14 protein-coding genes are annotated in these 15962 nt (G+C 72.1%); 10 read left to right on the forward strand and 4 right to left on the reverse strand.

Features of this window, described 5'->3' with window-relative positions; genetic code table 11:
• Window positions 1-152 precede the first annotated feature (152 nt).
• Complete coding sequence (locus ACFWWR_RS27790; protein WP_384305924.1) at window positions 153-845, reverse strand: hypothetical protein; 693 nt, start codon at window positions 843-845, stop codon at window positions 153-155.
• 234 nt (window positions 846-1079) lie between these two features.
• On the reverse strand, window positions 1080-1319 hold the full coding sequence (locus ACFWWR_RS27795; protein WP_383869400.1) for a chaplin: 240 nt from the start codon (window positions 1317-1319) through the stop codon (window positions 1080-1082).
• A gap of 266 nt (window positions 1320-1585) precedes the next feature.
• Between ACFWWR_RS27795 and ACFWWR_RS27800 the strand changes: the two genes are divergently transcribed.
• The 8 genes from ACFWWR_RS27800 to ACFWWR_RS27835 are packed head-to-tail and all read left to right on the forward strand — an operon-like array spanning window position 1586 to window position 10936.
• Window positions 1586-2668: a DUF3344 domain-containing protein gene (locus ACFWWR_RS27800; RefSeq protein WP_383869398.1), complete on the forward strand. Its 1083-nt coding sequence runs from the start codon at window positions 1586-1588 to the stop codon at window positions 2666-2668.
• The gene (locus tag ACFWWR_RS27805) at window positions 2665-3924 is read left to right on the forward strand and encodes a glycosyltransferase family 4 protein (RefSeq protein ID WP_384305927.1); all 1260 of its coding nucleotides are present in this window, start codon (window positions 2665-2667) and stop codon (window positions 3922-3924) included. Before ACFWWR_RS27800 ends, ACFWWR_RS27805 begins: the two co-directional genes overlap by 4 nt.
• Window positions 3921-5348, forward strand: a complete 1428-nt coding sequence (locus ACFWWR_RS27810; protein WP_383869393.1) for an exopolysaccharide biosynthesis polyprenyl glycosylphosphotransferase — start codon at window positions 3921-3923, stop codon at window positions 5346-5348. The genes ACFWWR_RS27805 and ACFWWR_RS27810 overlap by 4 nt, the downstream gene beginning before the upstream one ends.
• Window positions 5349-5353: 5 nt before the next feature.
• The gene (locus ACFWWR_RS27815) at window positions 5354-6697 is read left to right on the forward strand and encodes an O-antigen ligase family protein (protein ID WP_384305929.1); all 1344 of its coding nucleotides are present in this window, start codon (window positions 5354-5356) and stop codon (window positions 6695-6697) included.
• Window positions 6694-8382: a lipid II flippase MurJ gene (locus tag ACFWWR_RS27820; protein WP_383869387.1), complete on the forward strand. Its 1689-nt coding sequence runs from the start codon at window positions 6694-6696 to the stop codon at window positions 8380-8382. The genes ACFWWR_RS27815 and ACFWWR_RS27820 overlap by 4 nt, the downstream gene beginning before the upstream one ends.
• Window positions 8366-9130 (forward strand): polysaccharide deacetylase family protein, encoded by a 765-nt coding sequence (locus ACFWWR_RS27825; protein WP_384305932.1) that lies wholly within the window; start codon window positions 8366-8368, stop codon window positions 9128-9130. The genes ACFWWR_RS27820 and ACFWWR_RS27825 overlap by 17 nt, the downstream gene beginning before the upstream one ends.
• 1 nt (window position 9131) lies before the next feature.
• Entirely contained in the window at window positions 9132-10283 is a 1152-nt protein-coding gene (locus ACFWWR_RS27830; RefSeq protein ID WP_383869381.1) for a glycosyltransferase, read from the forward strand.
• Window positions 10280-10936, forward strand: a complete 657-nt coding sequence (locus ACFWWR_RS27835) for a lipopolysaccharide biosynthesis protein (protein ID WP_383869378.1) — start codon at window positions 10280-10282, stop codon at window positions 10934-10936. Before ACFWWR_RS27830 ends, ACFWWR_RS27835 begins: the two co-directional genes overlap by 4 nt.
• Before the next feature lie 146 nt (window positions 10937-11082).
• On the opposite strand, the gene ACFWWR_RS27840 is transcribed toward ACFWWR_RS27835, so the two are convergent.
• On the reverse strand, window positions 11083-12273 hold the full coding sequence (locus ACFWWR_RS27840; RefSeq protein ID WP_384305935.1) for a glycoside hydrolase family 26 protein: 1191 nt from the start codon (window positions 12271-12273) through the stop codon (window positions 11083-11085).
• A gap of 167 nt (window positions 12274-12440) precedes the next feature.
• Between ACFWWR_RS27840 and ACFWWR_RS27845 the strand changes: the two genes are divergently transcribed.
• Together ACFWWR_RS27845 and ACFWWR_RS27850 are read left to right on the forward strand one after the other, a co-directional pair.
• Complete coding sequence (locus ACFWWR_RS27845; RefSeq protein WP_383869373.1) at window positions 12441-13694, forward strand: ATP-grasp domain-containing protein; 1254 nt, start codon at window positions 12441-12443, stop codon at window positions 13692-13694.
• Window positions 13695-13696: 2 nt separating this feature from the next.
• The gene (locus ACFWWR_RS27850) at window positions 13697-14959 is read left to right on the forward strand and encodes an NAD(P)-binding domain-containing protein (RefSeq protein WP_383869409.1); all 1263 of its coding nucleotides are present in this window, start codon (window positions 13697-13699) and stop codon (window positions 14957-14959) included.
• 257 nt (window positions 14960-15216) lie between these two features.
• Here the strand turns inward: ACFWWR_RS27850 and ACFWWR_RS27855 are convergent, their stop codons facing one another.
• Window positions 15217-15819, reverse strand: coding sequence for a chaplin (locus ACFWWR_RS27855; protein ID WP_383869370.1), 603 nt, complete (start codon window positions 15817-15819; stop codon window positions 15217-15219).
• Window positions 15820-15962 lie beyond the last annotated feature (143 nt).

Below are 15962 nucleotides of genomic sequence, written 5' to 3' on the forward strand. Positions count from 1 at the left end.
TTTAATTACATTATTTTATATCTTGACCTTCCGCCCCCTGTCCCCGCTTATTCTGTGTTGTTTTTCCCCTTCTTCTCTCTAAACAACTTGTGGGGGGGGGCGCCCGCCCCCCCCCCCACGACTGGACGGGCAAGAACCGCACCGTACGACGCTTATGAGACCGGCAGCACCAGCGCTGTCGGCCACGCGACCGCGGGAAGCGTGACGGCCGTCGGGTAAAGCACCGGCGTCGTCGACGTGCTGGGCGGCGTCGTAGCCGCCAGGTCGCTGTCGGTGAGCGCGGCGACGAGGTTCTCCACCTCGGCCAAGAGACGGTCGATCGACTGAAGCACCAGGCTGACGTCACCGGAGGTGACCGACTCCAGGAGGTCGTCGAGGGCCTTCGCCACGGCGTCCTGCGCGTCGCTCGTGGGGTCGGCGGCGCGTCGCTCGGCAACCCTCGACTTGGCAGCGCCCCGGGTGGGAGCGACCAGCAGCACGCCCGCCGCCGGGGTCGACACTGTCGCCGTGGCCGAGGGCGCCGGAGCCTTGGCGGCCGCCTCGGCCAGGGCGGCCTTCGCGGCGTCAACCAGTGTCCTGGCCTCGGCGGCGGGCAGTTGGCCGTTGTCCGCCTCCTGCACGGCGTTCAGCAGGTCTGTGACCGGGGAGAGCTCGAGCCCTGTGGCGTTGAGCTTCCTGGTTTGCCCGGGAGGCGCGTCCGAGCCGGGGAGCCGCGCCTCCGGCGGCGCCGCATGGCTGCGCTCGGGGGCCGAGTCGGCCGCCATGGCGGCGGGCCCGGTGATCCCGATCAGGAGAGCGGCGCACAGTGCGGCGGACGCGCTGCGCCGTACGGGTAGAGCTGTCATGGGAATTCCTTTCGATGGGCTTCGGATCTCGAGCCCACGGTGAAAGCCCCTGTGACTGCCCGCAACCGGTCATAGGCCTTTTGCGATTCCGCGTTCCCCCTTTCGCCGCGTCCTGCCTTACCGGACGGTATGTCAGGCCGATTGCGGCCCACCCCCGTTCGAGGAAACGGCACCGGCCGCCCTCCCCTGTGGAACCAAGGGGAGAGCGGCCGACCAAGGGACGGGGCGCCGACGTCAGCGGTTGACGCAGTGGTTGCCGAACGCCGGGTTCATGAAACCGCCGCCGTTGAGGGTGTTGCCGCAGATGTTGACCGGGACGTGGATCGGGGCCTGGACGACGTTGCCCGACAGAACACCCGGGGAGTTGGTGGCGACGCCACTCGCGCCGCTGTCGGCGGAGGCTGCGCCGGCTGCGCCGGCGACAGCCGCGGCAGCGGCGGAGGTAAGGACCAGGCCCTTGGCGATACGCGACATGGAGAAGAGCTCCTTGGAAGTTGACGCAAGACACCCGGGCGGGACGCCCGGCTCTGTGTCAACGCGCTCCAGCGTGCCCGGGTTGTGCCGCCATTGGCGTGATCCCGGGAAGGGAAAGGGCTACACCATTCCGACACACTTGTCTGTTTTCTTTATGTTTGTTCATTGACGGCTAGTGTTGCGCACCTTCCGACGCACCCCGGCGGGACACCTCGCACTTGTGTCGCTGCTGCCACCTCACCTGTTCCGAAAGGGCAACGACGGTCATGCGCCATTCCCTGGGCCCGCTGCTTCGCCGTGCGACGGTGGGCGGCCTCGCCCTTGCTGTGCTCTGTGCCCCCAGTGGCTTCCCGGCCGCCGCGTCGGCCGCACCGCCCGCACCGGAGGCAAGCAGCCTCGCGTTCGCCCAGCGGTACCGCGCACATGTGCACGGCGGGATCGTGCGCGCGGCCAACTCCTCCGCCACCTGCCGCGCGGCACGTTCGTGCCTGGACGTGCAGACGGGCGGGGACGGGGTGAACGGCGACTTCGACATGTTCTACGTCGACGTCGACAACGACCCGAACACCTACAACTCCTCGCGCGCGGAGGTTAGCCTGCCCTCCGGCTCCCGGGTGACGTACGCGCGCCTGTACTGGGGCGGCAACCTGCTCGTGGGCGAGCAGAAGCCGTCGGAGGACAACGGGCGGGTGCTGATCGCCGAACCCGGCGGGGACTACCAGGAACTTCTCGCGGACACGGTCGTCGGACACCGGGTGGCAGAAGGCGCGGACGCCTTCCAGGCCTCGGCGGACGTGACGAAGCTGGTCCGGGACAGCTCGCCGGGCCTGTACACCGTGGCCCAGGTCAACGTGGCGAGCGGCAGGTCCGCAGCCGGGGCATGGGGCGGCTGGACCCTGGTGGTGGCCTACGAGAACCCGGCGGCGCCGCTGCGCGATCTCGCGCTCTGGGACGGCTTCGTACCGCTGAGATCCGGCGGGGGACAAGAAGTGCGGCTGCGTGACCTGAACTTCGCCGCAGGCGCGGAGGGCTACGCGGGTGTGGTGGCGTACAACGGCGACCGCGGCACCACCGGCGACTCGCTCACCCTGACGAACGGGTCCACCTCCGTCGACCTCACCGGCCCCGCCAATCCCTCCGACGACATCCTGAACTCCACCATCAGTGACGCCGGGGGGAGTCCCCCGGCGCGCGTGCCGATGTACGGCAACACCCTCGGCTACGACTCCGACGTGTTCGATCTCGGACGAGGCCTGCAGCACGCGGGGGACCAGGCGACCTTCCGGCTCACCTCCCAGCGGGACGCGGCCTGGGCCGGCGTGCTCTTCGTCGCCGTCGACGCCCGGTGATGAGCGCGTTGGCCCCCTCCCCGAGCACGTTCGTGAGCGAGGAAAGCACGCGGACGGACCTGTCACCCACCGGCCCTCGGCCACGGGTCCTGCACCTCACCCAGCCGGTGGACGGTGGAGTCGCGCGCGTCGTGACGGACCTGGTCCGAGCACAGCTGGCGGACGGCCTGGACGTGACCGCGGCCTGTCCCGACAGCGCACTCGCCTTGGAACTGCGGGCGATCGGCGCGACCGTACGACACTGGCACGCGACGCGGTCGCCGGGTCCGTCGCTCGTGCGGGAGGTACGGCACCTCGCGCGGCTCATCGACGAGGTACGGCCCGATCTTGTGCACGCGCACAGCGCGAAGGCCGGGCTCGCCGGGCGGCTCGCGGTGCGCGGGCGCATTCCGACGGTCTACCAGCCGCACGCCTGGTCGTTCGAGGCGGTCGGCGGGGTCACCGCGGCCCTGGCGCTCAGATGGGAGCGATGGGGGGTGCGCTGGGCCGCGCGGGTGTTGTGTGTGAGCGAGGCGGAGCGTGCCACGGGTGTGCGCGCCGGGATCGCCGGCCGGTGGACCGTCGTCCCCAACGGCATCGATCCCGAGCGCTTCCACCCCGCCGCCGCCGAGACCGTGCGGGCCGGGCTCGCACCGCTCGCCGGCATCCACCCGGCAGCGCCGCTCGCGGTCTGCGTGGGACGGCTGTGCCGGCAGAAGGGGCAGGACGTCCTGCTGCGAGCGTGGGACGCCGTCGTGCGCAGGGTGCCCGAGGCCCGCCTCGTCCTGGTCGGCGACGGGCCGGACCGCGACAGGCTTCGCGAAGTCGCCCCCGGATCCGTGCTGTTCACGGGAGCCGTCACCGACGCCTCGCCCTGGTACCAGGCCGCTGATCTCGTGGTCCTGCCATCCCGCTGGGAGGGCATGGCGCTGGCCCCGCTGGAGGCGATGGCCTGCGGGCGGCCCGTGGTGGTCACGGACGTCGACGGCGCCTGCGAGAGCCTTCCGTCCTCCTTCACCGCCCGGTGCCTGGTCCCCCCGGAGAACCCGGCGGTGCTGGCCGAGGCCGTCACGGAGCTGCTGCTCGACCCGCCGCTGCGCGAGTCGCTCGGCAACCGGGCCCGCCGGCACGTGCTGTCCACCCATGACGTGCGGCACACCGCCAAGGCGGTCGCGGACGTCTACCGCGACCTGCTCGTCACAGGCTGTGGCGCCGAGACGAACCAGACAACGCATCGCGTGGAGCACACAGAACACAAGGAGTCGAACCACTCGTGACCGCCGAACGTAGCGTCCCTTCTCCCGGCGCACAGCCACGGGATCATCAATCCTCACCGGTTTCGGTCATGCCGCCGCGCGACACCGCCACCGATTTCCGCTCACCCGTCGCGCGGCCCCCGGTGAGGCAGCCCTCACCGGTGCCGCTGCTCGTCGCGGACGGTGTCGCCGCCCTGCTGGGCGCCCTGGCGCTCACCGAAGCCCAGCACCACCCGCTGCTCGTCGCCCTGCTGATCGTCGCAGCGTTGCTGTTGCGCCCACGCGACGGCCGACCGCCGGCGCCGGGGCTGCTGGAGGAACTGCCCGCCCTGTGGGGCCGCATCGCGGTGGTCTGGCTGGCGCTCGCGGCGCTGGTGGCGGCGTACCGGCCGGAGCACGCCCTGTCTGTCGGCACCGTGCTGACGGGCCTCACCCTGCATGCGGCGGCGGGCTGTGCGCTTCGTGGCGCCGTGCGCAGGCGACGGCGCGCCGCACTGCTGCGCCGCCCGCACAGCGCGCTCCTCGTCGGCCCGGTGGCGACCGCACAGCGCGTGGCCGCCGCCGTGCTGCGCCACCCGCAGTGCGGCATGCGTCCGGTGGGGATCGTCGCCGAGCACCCGGGCGGAACCGAGAGTCTGCCCGTGCTGACGAGCGGCGAGGAGGTCAAGCGCGCGGTCATCCAGAACGGGGTGCGGGAGGTGCTGGTCGTTCACCCCTCCGTACGCACCGAACAGGGACCGCTGCTGGGGGCGCTGGCCGAGTCGGGCTGCATGGTGTGGGAGGTCGACGCCGACTCCCCGTCGTACGCGGCGAGGGAACGGCTGGCCGGGTTCTCCTGCCGGCGTCTGGACATGTCCCCGGCGCGCCGCGACAGCGCGGGCAAGCGGACGCTCGACATCCTCGTCTCGGGGACCCTGTTGCTGCTGGTCAGTCCTCTGCTGCTGGTGTGCGCGGTGGCGCTGCGGATCAGCGACGGGCCGGGCGTGGTGTTCCGGCAGGAGCGCATCGGCAGGAAGGGAAAGCCGTTCACGCTGCTGAAGTTCCGTACTCACCGTCCGGTCGACGAGCACGAGTCGGCCACCCGGTGGAGCGTGGCCAACGAGACCGAGATGCGCTGGTTCTGTCGTATGTTGCGGCGCACTTCGCTCGACGAACTGCTGCAGCTGTGGAACGTGCTCCGGGGCGACATGAGCCTGGTCGGCCCACGGCCCGAACGCCCTTACTTCGTCGCGCAGTTCAGCCAGACGTACCCCGGTTACGCGGCCCGCCACCGCATGCGGGTCGGTATCACCGGCCTCGCCCAGGTTCACGGGCTGCGCGGCGACACCTCGATCGAGGACCGCAGCCGTTTCGACAACGCCTACATCGACAACTGGTCGCTCTGGCAGGACGTCTGCATCCTGCTGCGCACCGCCGCCACGCTGGTACGCCCGACGGGGGGCTGAAGGACGTGAGCCACGCTGTGACACCGCTCCCGCGCCGGGCCGCCGCGCTGACGCCGCTCCTGCCCGCGGTGGCCGTGTTCGCCCTGCTGGCCCTGCCGCTGACGCCGGCCGGCGCGGGGCCCGCCGACCTGGTCTCCGGGCTGATGGTGGTGTACTGCGTGATCCGTCTCCTGCGCGAACGCCGACGCCCGCTGTCGCCGACGGCGGCCGTGGTGCTGGGCCTGCCGGTCCTGGGGCTCGCGCTCGCCGCCGTGGGGGCCTCCTCGCAGGAGGTCGGGCTCACCGGCCTGGGCCGCTATCTGCAGATTTTCGTACTGATCCCGGCGGCCGTGCTGCTGCTGATCCGCGACCGCTCCGACTTTCGGCTGCTGGCCTGGTCGTTCGTGGGGCTCGCGCTGTGCCAGGGAGCCGTCGGCGTTCACCAGTACGTCACCCGGACCGGCGCCTCCTACCGGGGCGAGGACATCCGGGCGGTCGGCACGTTCGGTCCGCATGACGTGATGGGCATGGCGACGGTGGTCTCTCTGGGCCTGGTGTGCGCCGTCGGGATCGCGCTGGGCCCGGCGTCGGTACGGCAGCGGGCAACCGCCGTCGGATGCGCTCTTGCGCTCCTGGCACCGCTCGCGCTCTCCTTCAGCCGCGGCGCCTGGATCGCGACCATCCTGACGTGCGCCGTGCAGCTGGCGCTGGCCGGGCCGCGGCGCACGCTGAAGGCGGCCCTGGCCGTGGCCGCCGCAGCCGTGGTCCTGGTGGGCGGATTCGGCGTCGGCTCGGCGCTGTTGCAGCAGCGCATCGACAGCATCACGCAGGTCACCGACGCCCCCGACCAGTCCGTCGTCGACCGGTACACCCTGTGGGCGTCCGCCACCGACATCTGGCGTCACCACCCCCTGACCGGCGTCGGGCTGAAGGGCTTTCCCGAGCACCGGGACGGGCACGCCACCCTGGCGCTGTCGTCGGCCAGCGACATCAAGGGCGCGGGAGTGACGTACGAGAGGCAGCCGCTGCTGTCGCCCCACAACATGTACCTGCTGGTGCTGAGCGAGCAGGGCCTGATCGGGCTGCTCGGGCTCGCCGGGAGCTGGCTGGCGCTGCTGGTGTGCGGGCTGCGGAGGCTGCTGCGCGTCCGCGCCCGTGGACCTGGACTCGACTGCGCCCTCGTCGCCTGCGGGCTGCTGATCTGGCTGCTGACCGACTTCGCGTACGGAGACATCGGCGGCCCCTCGACCGTGCTGACCGCCATGGGCCTGGGGCTCGTGGCGTGGTGGGCGCTGGCCGGCGACCGGCAGGGGGACGTCGTGCCGCGGGGCGGGGTACCCGAGCGCGTCGAGGAGGCCGTGGCGCGATGACGGTGAGGCCTTCCCGAAGCCCCGCGACCAAGCCCGGCGGTGCGGCGACGCTGCCCGCGGCGCGTGCCGCCACCCTCGCCGGGGAGGGCACCGACCCGACCTCGGCCTCCCGGAAATTCCTTGCCAGGGCCACGTTCGTCACCGCGTCGCTGTCCATCGCCGGCTCCCTGATCGGCCTGGTGCGCGACCAGGCGCTGGCGCGGCTGTTCGGTGCCGGGAGCGACACGGACGCCTTCCTGGTCGCGTGGACCGTGCCGGAGTTCGCCGCCACGCTGCTCATCGAGGACGGGCTGGCGCTGGTGCTGATCCCGGCGTTCAGCATGGCGCTGGCCCGACGCGCCCGGGGCGCCCCGGGCGACCCGGTCCGCGCCCTGGTCGTCGCCACCCTGCCCCGCCTCTGCCTCGCCCTGGCCGCGGTGGCCGCTCTGGTCGCCGGTCTGGCTCCCTACCTGGTCAAGGCCCTGGCGCCCGGCCTGCCCGACCCCCGGCTGGCCGCCGACTGCACCCGGCTCACGGCGATCTGCGTGCTGGCCTTCGGACTCGCGGGGTACTGCAGCGCCGCCCTGCGGGCGCACCGCCGCTTCGTCGCGCCCGCGGCGATCTACGTCGCCTACAACGCCGCCATCGTCGCCGCCATGTTCCTGCTCGGCGAACGCTGGGGCGTGCGCTCCGCGGCGATCGGAGTCGCGGCGGGCGGCTGTCTGATGGTGGTGGTACAGCTTCCCTCGCTGTGGCGACAACTGACGTCGCGCGAGCGGACGTCCCACCGGACCGGGGCCGACATCGAGGAGCGGCCGGTGCGACTCGCCCTGGTCGCCACCGTCCTTCTCTTCGCCCTGTGCCGTCAGTCTCAGGTCCTCGTCGAACGCTTCCTCGCCTCCAGCCTGCCCGCCGGGGCCATCTCGCACCTGAACTACGCGCAGAAGGTCGCCCAGATCCCGATGACGCTGTCGCTGATGGTGGTCACCGTCACCTTCCCGGTGGTGGCGCGGGCGCTCGCGGACGGCGACACCGAACGGGCCCGCAACCGCGTGGAGCGGGATCTGGCACTGGCCTCCTGCCTGTTGCTGCTGGGCATGTGCACCGTGATCGCCTGCGCCCCGCAGATGATCGAACTGCTCTTCCAGCGGGGCGCGTTCACCGCGAGCGACACCGCGGCGACGGCGGACGTCATGCGCGTGTACGCCCTCGGTCTGCTGGGCCAGACCCTGGTGGGCGCCCTGACCCGCTCGTACTTCTCGGCGGGCCGGCCCAGCTGGTATCCCGTCGGCGCGATGGCCGCGGGCATCGCCGTGACCGCCTCGATCGGCGCCGCGACGCTGGGCGCCTGGGGCGTGGCGGGGATCGCCGCCGCCAATGCCATCGGCATCACCGTCACGGCCGCCCTGATGCTCGCCGGCCTGCGGACGACCCGGCGCAACAGCCCCCACAGCGTCTCGATCCGCGTCCGGCAGGTACTGACCGAGCTGAGCAGGCCGGTGCGCGCGGCGGTCGCCGCCACCGTGGCCGGAGGGTTCGTCGCGAGCCGTCTCGAGTCCCCGGTGGCGGGCCTCGCGACCGGCTGCCTGACCGTGATCGCCGTCTTCGTCCCGCTCGCCTGGGCCTCCGGCGCCCAGGGCTTCGCATCCGCACTGCGCTACGTACGCGCCGTCACACGAAGGCTCACACATGGCAGCTCCCGTTGATTCCCTCGACACCGGCAGACCCTCCGCACCGCGCCCGGGCCCGATCCCGTGGGTGGCGATGTACCACTCGGTGGGTGACGCCTCCGACGACCCGTACCGCATCACGGTCACGCCCGAGCGGCTCGACCGGCAGCTGGCGTGGCTGCGCCGGCGGGGGCTGCGGGGGGTGTCCGTGGCCGAGTTGCTCGCCGCCCGCGCCCGCGGCGCCGGACGGGGCCTGGTCGGGCTCACCTTCGACGACGGGTACGCCGACTTCGTCACCGACGCCCTGCCGCTGCTGCGCCGTTGGGACTGCGGCGCCACCCTCTTCGTGCTGCCCGGGCGATTCGGCGGCGACAACGCCTGGGACCCGCTCGGCCCGCGCAAACCGCTGTTGACCGCGGACGGCATCCGGCACGCGGCCGCCGAGGGCGTGGAGATCGGCTCGCACGGGCTGACGCATGTCGACCTCACCCGGGCGGACGACCTCACCCTCAAGACCGAGGTCGTCGAAAGCCGCGCTCTGCTCGCGGAGTTGACCGGCGCCCGGGTCGACGGCTTCTGCTACCCGTACGGCACGGTCGACGTCCGTACCGTCGACGCCGTACGGGAAGCGGGATACACCTACGCCTGCGCCATCGATCCCGGCCCGCTGACAGGTCCGCACGCCCTCCCGCGCGTGCACGTCGGCCAGAACGACACGGCCTGGCGGCTGCACCTGAAGCACCGTCTGCACCGGCTGCGGCGGCGCCCGGTGGGGGGTCTGTGAGATGAAGGCTCTGCACATCATCACCGGCCTCGGCGTCGGCGGGGCCGAGCAGCAGCTGCGCCTGCTGCTGCGGCACCTGCCCGTCGACTGCGACGTCGTGACGCTCACCAACCCCGGTGCGGTCGCCGAGGGTCTCGCCGCCGACGGCGTCCGCGTGGTGCATCTCGGCATGAGCGGCAACCGCGACCTGGCCGCGCTCCCGCGCCTGGTCCGGTTGATCCGCGCCGGCGGCTACGACCTCGTGCACACGCACTTGTACCGCGCCTGCGTCTACGGCCGGCTCGCCGCACGCATCGCGGGGGTCCGTGCGGTCGTCGCCAGCGAACACTCCCTGGGCGACTCGCAGATGGAGGGCCGCAGGCTGACGGCAGGCGTGCGTGCTCTGTACCTCGCCAGCGAGCGCCTCGGCTCGGCGACGGTCGCCGTCTCCCCCACGGTGGCCGACCGCCTCAAGCGCTGGGGCGTGCCCGCACCCCGCATCGAGGTCGTCCCCAACGGCATCGACCTGGACCGCTTCCGCTTCGACCAGGAGCGGCGCGAGCACACCCGCCGGCGCCTCGGCCTGCCGGAGGGCGCCTGTGTCGTCGGCGGTGTGGGCCGGCTCACCCGCGGCAAGCGGTTCGACGTCCTCGTCCACGCGCTCACCCGGCTCCCTGACGACCACTGGCTTCTGCTGGTGGGCAGTGGCCCCGAGGAGCACGTCCTGCGCCGCACGGCACACGCGGCCGGCGTGGCCGAGCGCGTCCTGTTCACCGGCGAGCGTCCCAACGTCGCCGACGGTTCTCCCGGCCCCGACCTGCCTTCGCTCACCTCCGCGATGGACCTGCTCGCTTCCCCGTCCACGGAGGAGGCCTTCGGTCTGGCGGCCGTGGAGGCACTGGCTTCCGGACTGCCCGTGCTCTACGCCTCCTGCCCGGCGATCGAGGACCTGCCGCCGTCGGCCGCCGTCGGCGCCCGGCGGGTACGCGGCGGCCCCGAGGCGTACGCCCGCGCGATCTCCGAGGTCCGGGCGGCGGGCCCCCGGCCGCGCACGGCCCCCGAAGTCGCCCACCGCTACAGCATCACCCGCAGCGCAGCCCGCCTCATGGACGTGTATGCGGCAGCCGTCTCCAGTTCGTCGTCCCGCTCACCTCTGGGAGCCAGCCCGTCATGACCGACACTCCGACTCGTCAGCGCCGCCTGCCCCTGGCCCGTGTCAGGAGGCTGCCGTCCTGGTCCGTACTCGCGACCGGCACCCTTGTCGGGAGCCTGCTCGGCGGCGCGTACGGCATGCTCACGCCCCCGACGTACACGGCCACCAGCTACGTCATCGCCGTACCCGCCGAAAAGACCGCCCCGGACTCCGCCCTCGGTTTCGCGCAGGCATACGGCCGAGTCGCCACACAGCTCGCGGTGCTCGGGGACGCGCAGGTCTGGGCGGGCGTGCCGGTGCGGACACTGCAGCACAGCGTGCGAACGGCGACCTCGCCGGACGCGCCGATGGTCGCTGTCTCGGCCACCTCCTCGCGCCCCGACCTCGCCGTCGACATGGCCAACGCGGTCTCCCGCTCGCTGACCCAACACGCGGACGACGCCAGGGACAGCACCCAGGTCCGACTCGTGCAGTTCTCAAGGGCGGTGCAGCCGACCGAGCCGACTTCGGCGTCGGCGTCGGTGACCTCTCTGGTGGGCGCGAGCGCGGGCGGGCTGCTGTGCGGCCTGGCCCTGCTGGCACGGCCGAGGAAGACCGGCCGGCACGACGACCCCGCCCCGGCCGCCTCGGTGCCCGGCCCGGCCGCCGCCACCGATGTGCGCGGACAGCGGTGACGACGGTGAACCCGGCCGGACCCGTCACCGAGGAGCGCGCTCTCGCCGAACCGCTCCGGGACGCGGAGCGGCACTACGGGCGGTGCCCGACGGTGGCAGCGGGTCCTGAAGCGGGTCCGCCGCCATCGACCGGGTCGGCCGGTGCGCTACCACCAGTTCAAGCGGAGACAGAGTTTCCCGCCGAGCCAGTCCTCCACCCAGCTCCCCAGGTCCAGCGGAGTGCATTCCTCCGACGGCGTGGTGGGCGTGCTGGGCGTGGTCGGCTTGGGTGTGGGGGTCGGGGTCGGGGTCGCCTCGTCGGCGCGGCCGAACAGGACGGACCGGTAGAGGCGGGACGACCTCGGGTTGGCCCCGCACTGCCACACACCGTGCGGGCAGTAGTCGGTCAGCGTGTTGTAGAGCGGCCTGTGCTCCTCCATCCACGCGAGCATGCGCCCCATGTACTCGACATTGTCGCCATTACGGAAGAGTCCCCATTCGGGATACGAGATGGGTTTGCCATGGGCCTTCGCGAAATCCACATGGTCCTGAAGCCCGTAGGGCTCTCTCACCTGCCGGTCGAACGACATACCGGTCGGCTGGTCGTAGGAATCCATGCCGATGATGTCGACCGTGTCGTCCCCCGGATAGCACTTCGTCCAGGGAACGGCGTCCCGGCCACGAGTCGGCGTGAAATCGAACCGGAATTTCTGGCCCGGCACCGAACGCATGGTGGTGACGATCCTGTTCCAGTACCGCTTCCAGGCCTCCGGGTCCGGACCGCAGCGATGGGTGTACGTGGTGCCGTTCATCTCCCAGCCGAGCACGACGACCGTGTCCGGCACCTTCAGTTCGACCAGCTGCTCGGCGAGGGCCCGGAAGTGGTGATCGAACTCGCCGGCCGCGCCCTGCCTCAGCAGTTGCCGGACCTCGTAGTCGGAGACGCCCTCCTCGTTGCGCTCCTGCATGGGGACGTTGAGGACGAGCATCCGATCGGCCTTCTGGTTGCGCCAGTGCGCCCATACGTCGAGGAAGCCGGGGGCACCTTCGATGTCCCGCCAGCGGTGGCCTGGCAGATACGTGTGCCCGACGCGGAGTTCGGCACCGCCCAGCCAGTGGCTGAGCCGCTCCATGCCGGCCACGCCACGGGCGTCGGAGTTGAGGAAGGCACCGAATGCCGGGACCTCCTTGCCCGGTACCGGCGCGGTCGTCGGGGTCGGCGCCGGAGGGCGAGGGTCATCGGCTCTCACCACCCCCACCTCCTGCGGGGCACCGGTGGCCAGGGCGGCCGCCGCGGCGATCGCCACCGCGCCCGCGGCCAGCCAGCGGGCCCGGACCGGCTTGTGCTGTGGGGCCATGCCTGCTCCGTTCTTCTCTCTCGTCCGGCCTTCTGTCTCAGTTCTCATTTTTGACGAGCAGTCATATGAAGTCAGTCACAGAAAAACCCATTGCGCCATTTCCGTGGGGCATTTCGAGTAATGCGCTCGCCCGTGCGGGTGAGTCAAGCGAAAGAAAGAGAGAATTCGTGTCACTTCTCGACACCGACGTTCCCGCTGTTCTGCTGCGGATCGACCGGAATCCCTTTCACCACGGAACGCTGGGTGCCGTGCGTTCGCTCGGCAGGGCGGGCGTGGAAGTACACGTCGTCGCCGATTCAGCGGGAAGTCCCGTCCTCAGGTCTCGTTACGTGCGTCAGATGCATCCCCCGCCGCTCCCGGGAGCATCACCGGACGACATCCTCGTCGTGCTGCGCCGCGTGGCCGACCGGATCGGGCGTCCCGCCGTCCTCATCCCCCTGGACGACGCGAGCGCGATCGCCGTGGGACGGATGCGGGACGAACTCACACCCTCCTACCTGCTGCCGACGATGCCGGGAACACTGGCCGAACGCGTCGCCGACAAGGCGGAACTGGCCGCCGTGTGCGCGTCCGCGGACATCCCGCACCCGGTGACACTGGTCCCGGACAGCCCGGCGCGGGCCTCCGACGACGCGCGGCAGCTCGGGCTGCCGCTGGTGGCGAAGTGGAGCCGGCCCTGGCTGTTGCCCGCCGGCAGCGGGCTGCGCAGCACTGCGGTGGTGCACTCCGCGCAGGAGGCCCGCGAGCTGTATCTGCGCACCGAGGAAGCGGGCAGCAGGCTGCTGCTGCAGGCGTACCTGCCGCCGGGACCGGACCTGGACTGGTTCTTCCACGGCTACGCCGACCGCTCGGGAACCGTGCGCGCGGGCGGACCGGGCCGCAAGCAGCTGGCCTGGCCGCGTGGAGCGGGGCTGACCGCGGTGGGCTGCTGGACACCCAACCCGCAGCTGCAGGCGCTGGCCGAGCGCCTCACGGGCGAGCTGGGCTACCGCGGCGTCTTCGACCTCGACTTCCGCCGCTGCGGCACCACGGGCCGCTACCACCTCCTCGACTTCAACCCGCGCCCCGGCGCCCAGTTCCGGCTCTTCGCGGACAGCGCCGGACTGGACGTCGTACGCGCCCTGCACCTGGACATGACGGGCCGTCCGCTGCCGGACGGGTCCCCGTCGGCCGGGCGGACGTTCGTGGTGGAGAACTACGCGCCGCTCGCCGCGCTGCGTGCGGCGCCCGGCGGCCGCGAACTGGCCTGGTACGCGCGGGACGACCGCGTTCCCGGCTGGGCGATGTGGGCCCTGTGGTGTCGCCATGTGTCCCGTCGGCTGCGGGAGCGGCTGGGCGCGACGAAGGCGGCCCCGGCGCCACTCCTGATCCCCCGGGCGGCCTCGCCCGCCCTGACCGACGACGAGAAAGCGAACAGTTGATGATGTACGACCTTCTGGTGGTGGGCGCAGGCCCGTACGGCCTGTCGATCGCGTCCCACGCGGCGGCCGCCGGGCTGAACGTGCGCGTGTTCGGCCGGCCCATGGCGTCCTGGCGGGACAACATGCCCCGCGGCATGTTCCTGAAGTCGGAGCCGTGGGCGTCCAACCTCTCCGACCCGGAGGGGCGTTGGCGCCTGGACGCGTACTGCGCGGAGCACGGCCTGACGGCACGTCACGCGGAGCCGATCCCGGTCGAGGCGTTCGCGTCGTACGGCCTGTGGTTCGCGCACCATGCCGTGCCGGCGGTGGACGAGCGCATGGTGACCCGGGTGGCGTCCCGCCCCGACGGCTTCAGCGCCGTCACCGAGGACGGGGAGCTGCTGCACGCGCGGACGGTGGCGCTGGCGGTCGGAGTGATGCCGTTCGTCGAGGTACCGCGGGCACTGCGTGATCTGCACCCCGCGCTGGTGACGCACAGCAGCCACCACAGCGACCTCGACCGCTTCCGCGGCAAGGACGTCACGGTGATCGGCGGCGGCCAGGCGGCCCTGGAGACCGCGGCGCTGCTCAGCGAACAGGGCACCCGCGTAAGGGTGCTGGCGCGGGCGGACCGTCTGCGGTGGAACGACGTGCCGCCGCCCTGGGAGCGCCCCTGGTGGCAGTCGGTTCGCTCCCCGCACAGCGGCCTCGGCCCCGGCTGGCGGAACTGGTTCTACGCCGAGCGCCCCGGCCTCTTCCGGCAGCTGTCGGAGCCGACCCGGGCGCGCATCGCGGCCACGGCGCTCGGGCCGGCGGGCGCGTGGTGGGTGCGGGACCGGGTGGAGGGCGCGGTGGAGCTGCTGCCGGGCCACAAGGTGACCGCGGCCCGCGCGGTGCCGGGCGGGGTACGGCTGGACACGATGAGCCGCGACGGCGCCCTGCGCACGCTGGAGACCAGCCATGTCATCGCCGCCACGGGGTTCCGGGCGCGCTGCGACCGGCTCGGACTGCTCTCCGAGGAGCTTCGCGGGACACTGACGGCCCTGCCCGACGGCTCCCCCGCGGTCGGGCGTGAATTCGAGTCCTCCCAGCCCGGGCTGTTCTTCGCGGGCCTGGTGACCGCCTCCGGCTTCGGGCCGGCCATGCGCTTCGTCCAGGGGGCGTCGTTCACGGCGACGACACTTGTCCGAGGCGTACGCCGCCGGCTCAAGAGGACCCCGAACGGGACGATCCCCGTACCGGGAGGCGGCAGCCGAGAGTGGTCGCCGTCGCCGGTGCGCCGCTGACGGAGAACCACGCGCGGGCGCTTCTGGGCCGCTGACGAGAACGTCAGCGGCCCACCGTGTGCCGCTGACGGGGAGGGCGGGAGTCGAGCTGCTCGACCCGGACCGGCGAGCCGGTGATGGGTACCCGGTGCCCGTGCGGCGGTTCGTCCCCGGACCGGCTCGAGCTGCCTCGCGTGGTGGCTCGCGTCGGTCCGGGTGGTGCTCGGCCGGAGCGGGGTGCGGGTGTCGGGCGCGGTACGTCCCGCACCCCGGAGCGGCTACCGCTGGAAGGCGGTACGGCCGCGGCGGTACATCAGGACCCCTCCCGTGATCAGTGCGGCACTGGCCGCCGACGCCGCCAGCATCGTCTTGCTGCCGGTCTCGGCCAGCTGAGGCGGTTCGACGGGCTTCTCATGGTCGGCCGGAGGCTGCGTCTGGATGATCCGCGTGGGCGGAGGTGTCGAAGGCGGCGTCTCGACGACGTGCGTGGGAGGCGGGGTGGGCTCAGGAGTCTCGCAGTCCTCGGTGGGCGAGGGCGTCGGACTCCCCCCCGGCGACTCGTCGTCAGTGCCGTAGTCGGAGTCACCGTAGTCGGAGTCGCCGTAGCCGGAGTCGCCGTAGTCCTCCGTCTCACTTTCGGTGTTGGCGCAGGAGTTGCGGAACGCGCCGTTGAAGGCCGCGACCCCATTCACGGTGTTGCCACACGCGTTCACCGGCGCCTCGACCGGCACCTGCACGACGTTCCCGGACAGCACACCGGGGGAATCCTTGGTGGCTCCTGCCGCGTGCGTGTCGGCGAAGGCGGAGCTGCAGGACAGGGACAGCATGCCCGTGGCGGCGGCCGCCGCCGCGAACGCTCCCCTGCTCAGGGTCTTTCGCAATGTAGTTGTCTTCCTGCTTGAAGAACGGGGAAAGCCGGCCTTGGGACGGAGATCGACGTCCAAGGCCTGCCATGGCACAGCCGGGAGGTTGGTGCGTGGGGCGGCCATTCGCTTGATACCCGGTCGAGAAGAACACCCGAAGG

Origin of the sequence: Streptomyces sp. NPDC058678, from assembly GCF_042714835.1 — a bacterium.
GTDB lineage: Bacteria > Actinomycetota > Actinomycetes > Streptomycetales > Streptomycetaceae > Streptomyces.

Coding starts and splice junctions, on each gene's coding strand:
- ACFWWR_RS27840 (WP_384305935.1), bottom strand. CDS start 12,273: ATGGCCCCACAGCACAAGCCGGTCCGGGCCCGCTGGCTGGCCGCGGGC.
- ACFWWR_RS27790 (WP_384305924.1), bottom strand. CDS start 845: ATGACAGCTCTACCCGTACGGCGCAGCGCGTCCGCCGCACTGTGCGCC.
- ACFWWR_RS27820 (WP_383869387.1), top strand. CDS start 6,694: ATGACGGTGAGGCCTTCCCGAAGCCCCGCGACCAAGCCCGGCGGTGCG.
- ACFWWR_RS27825 (WP_384305932.1), top strand. CDS start 8,366: ATGGCAGCTCCCGTTGATTCCCTCGACACCGGCAGACCCTCCGCACCG.
- ACFWWR_RS27800 (WP_383869398.1), top strand. CDS start 1,586: ATGCGCCATTCCCTGGGCCCGCTGCTTCGCCGTGCGACGGTGGGCGGC.
- ACFWWR_RS27830 (WP_383869381.1), top strand. CDS start 9,132: ATGAAGGCTCTGCACATCATCACCGGCCTCGGCGTCGGCGGGGCCGAG.
- ACFWWR_RS27795 (WP_383869400.1), bottom strand. CDS start 1,319: ATGTCGCGTATCGCCAAGGGCCTGGTCCTTACCTCCGCCGCTGCCGCG.
- ACFWWR_RS27835 (WP_383869378.1), top strand. CDS start 10,280: ATGACCGACACTCCGACTCGTCAGCGCCGCCTGCCCCTGGCCCGTGTC.
- ACFWWR_RS27850 (WP_383869409.1), top strand. CDS start 13,697: ATGTACGACCTTCTGGTGGTGGGCGCAGGCCCGTACGGCCTGTCGATC.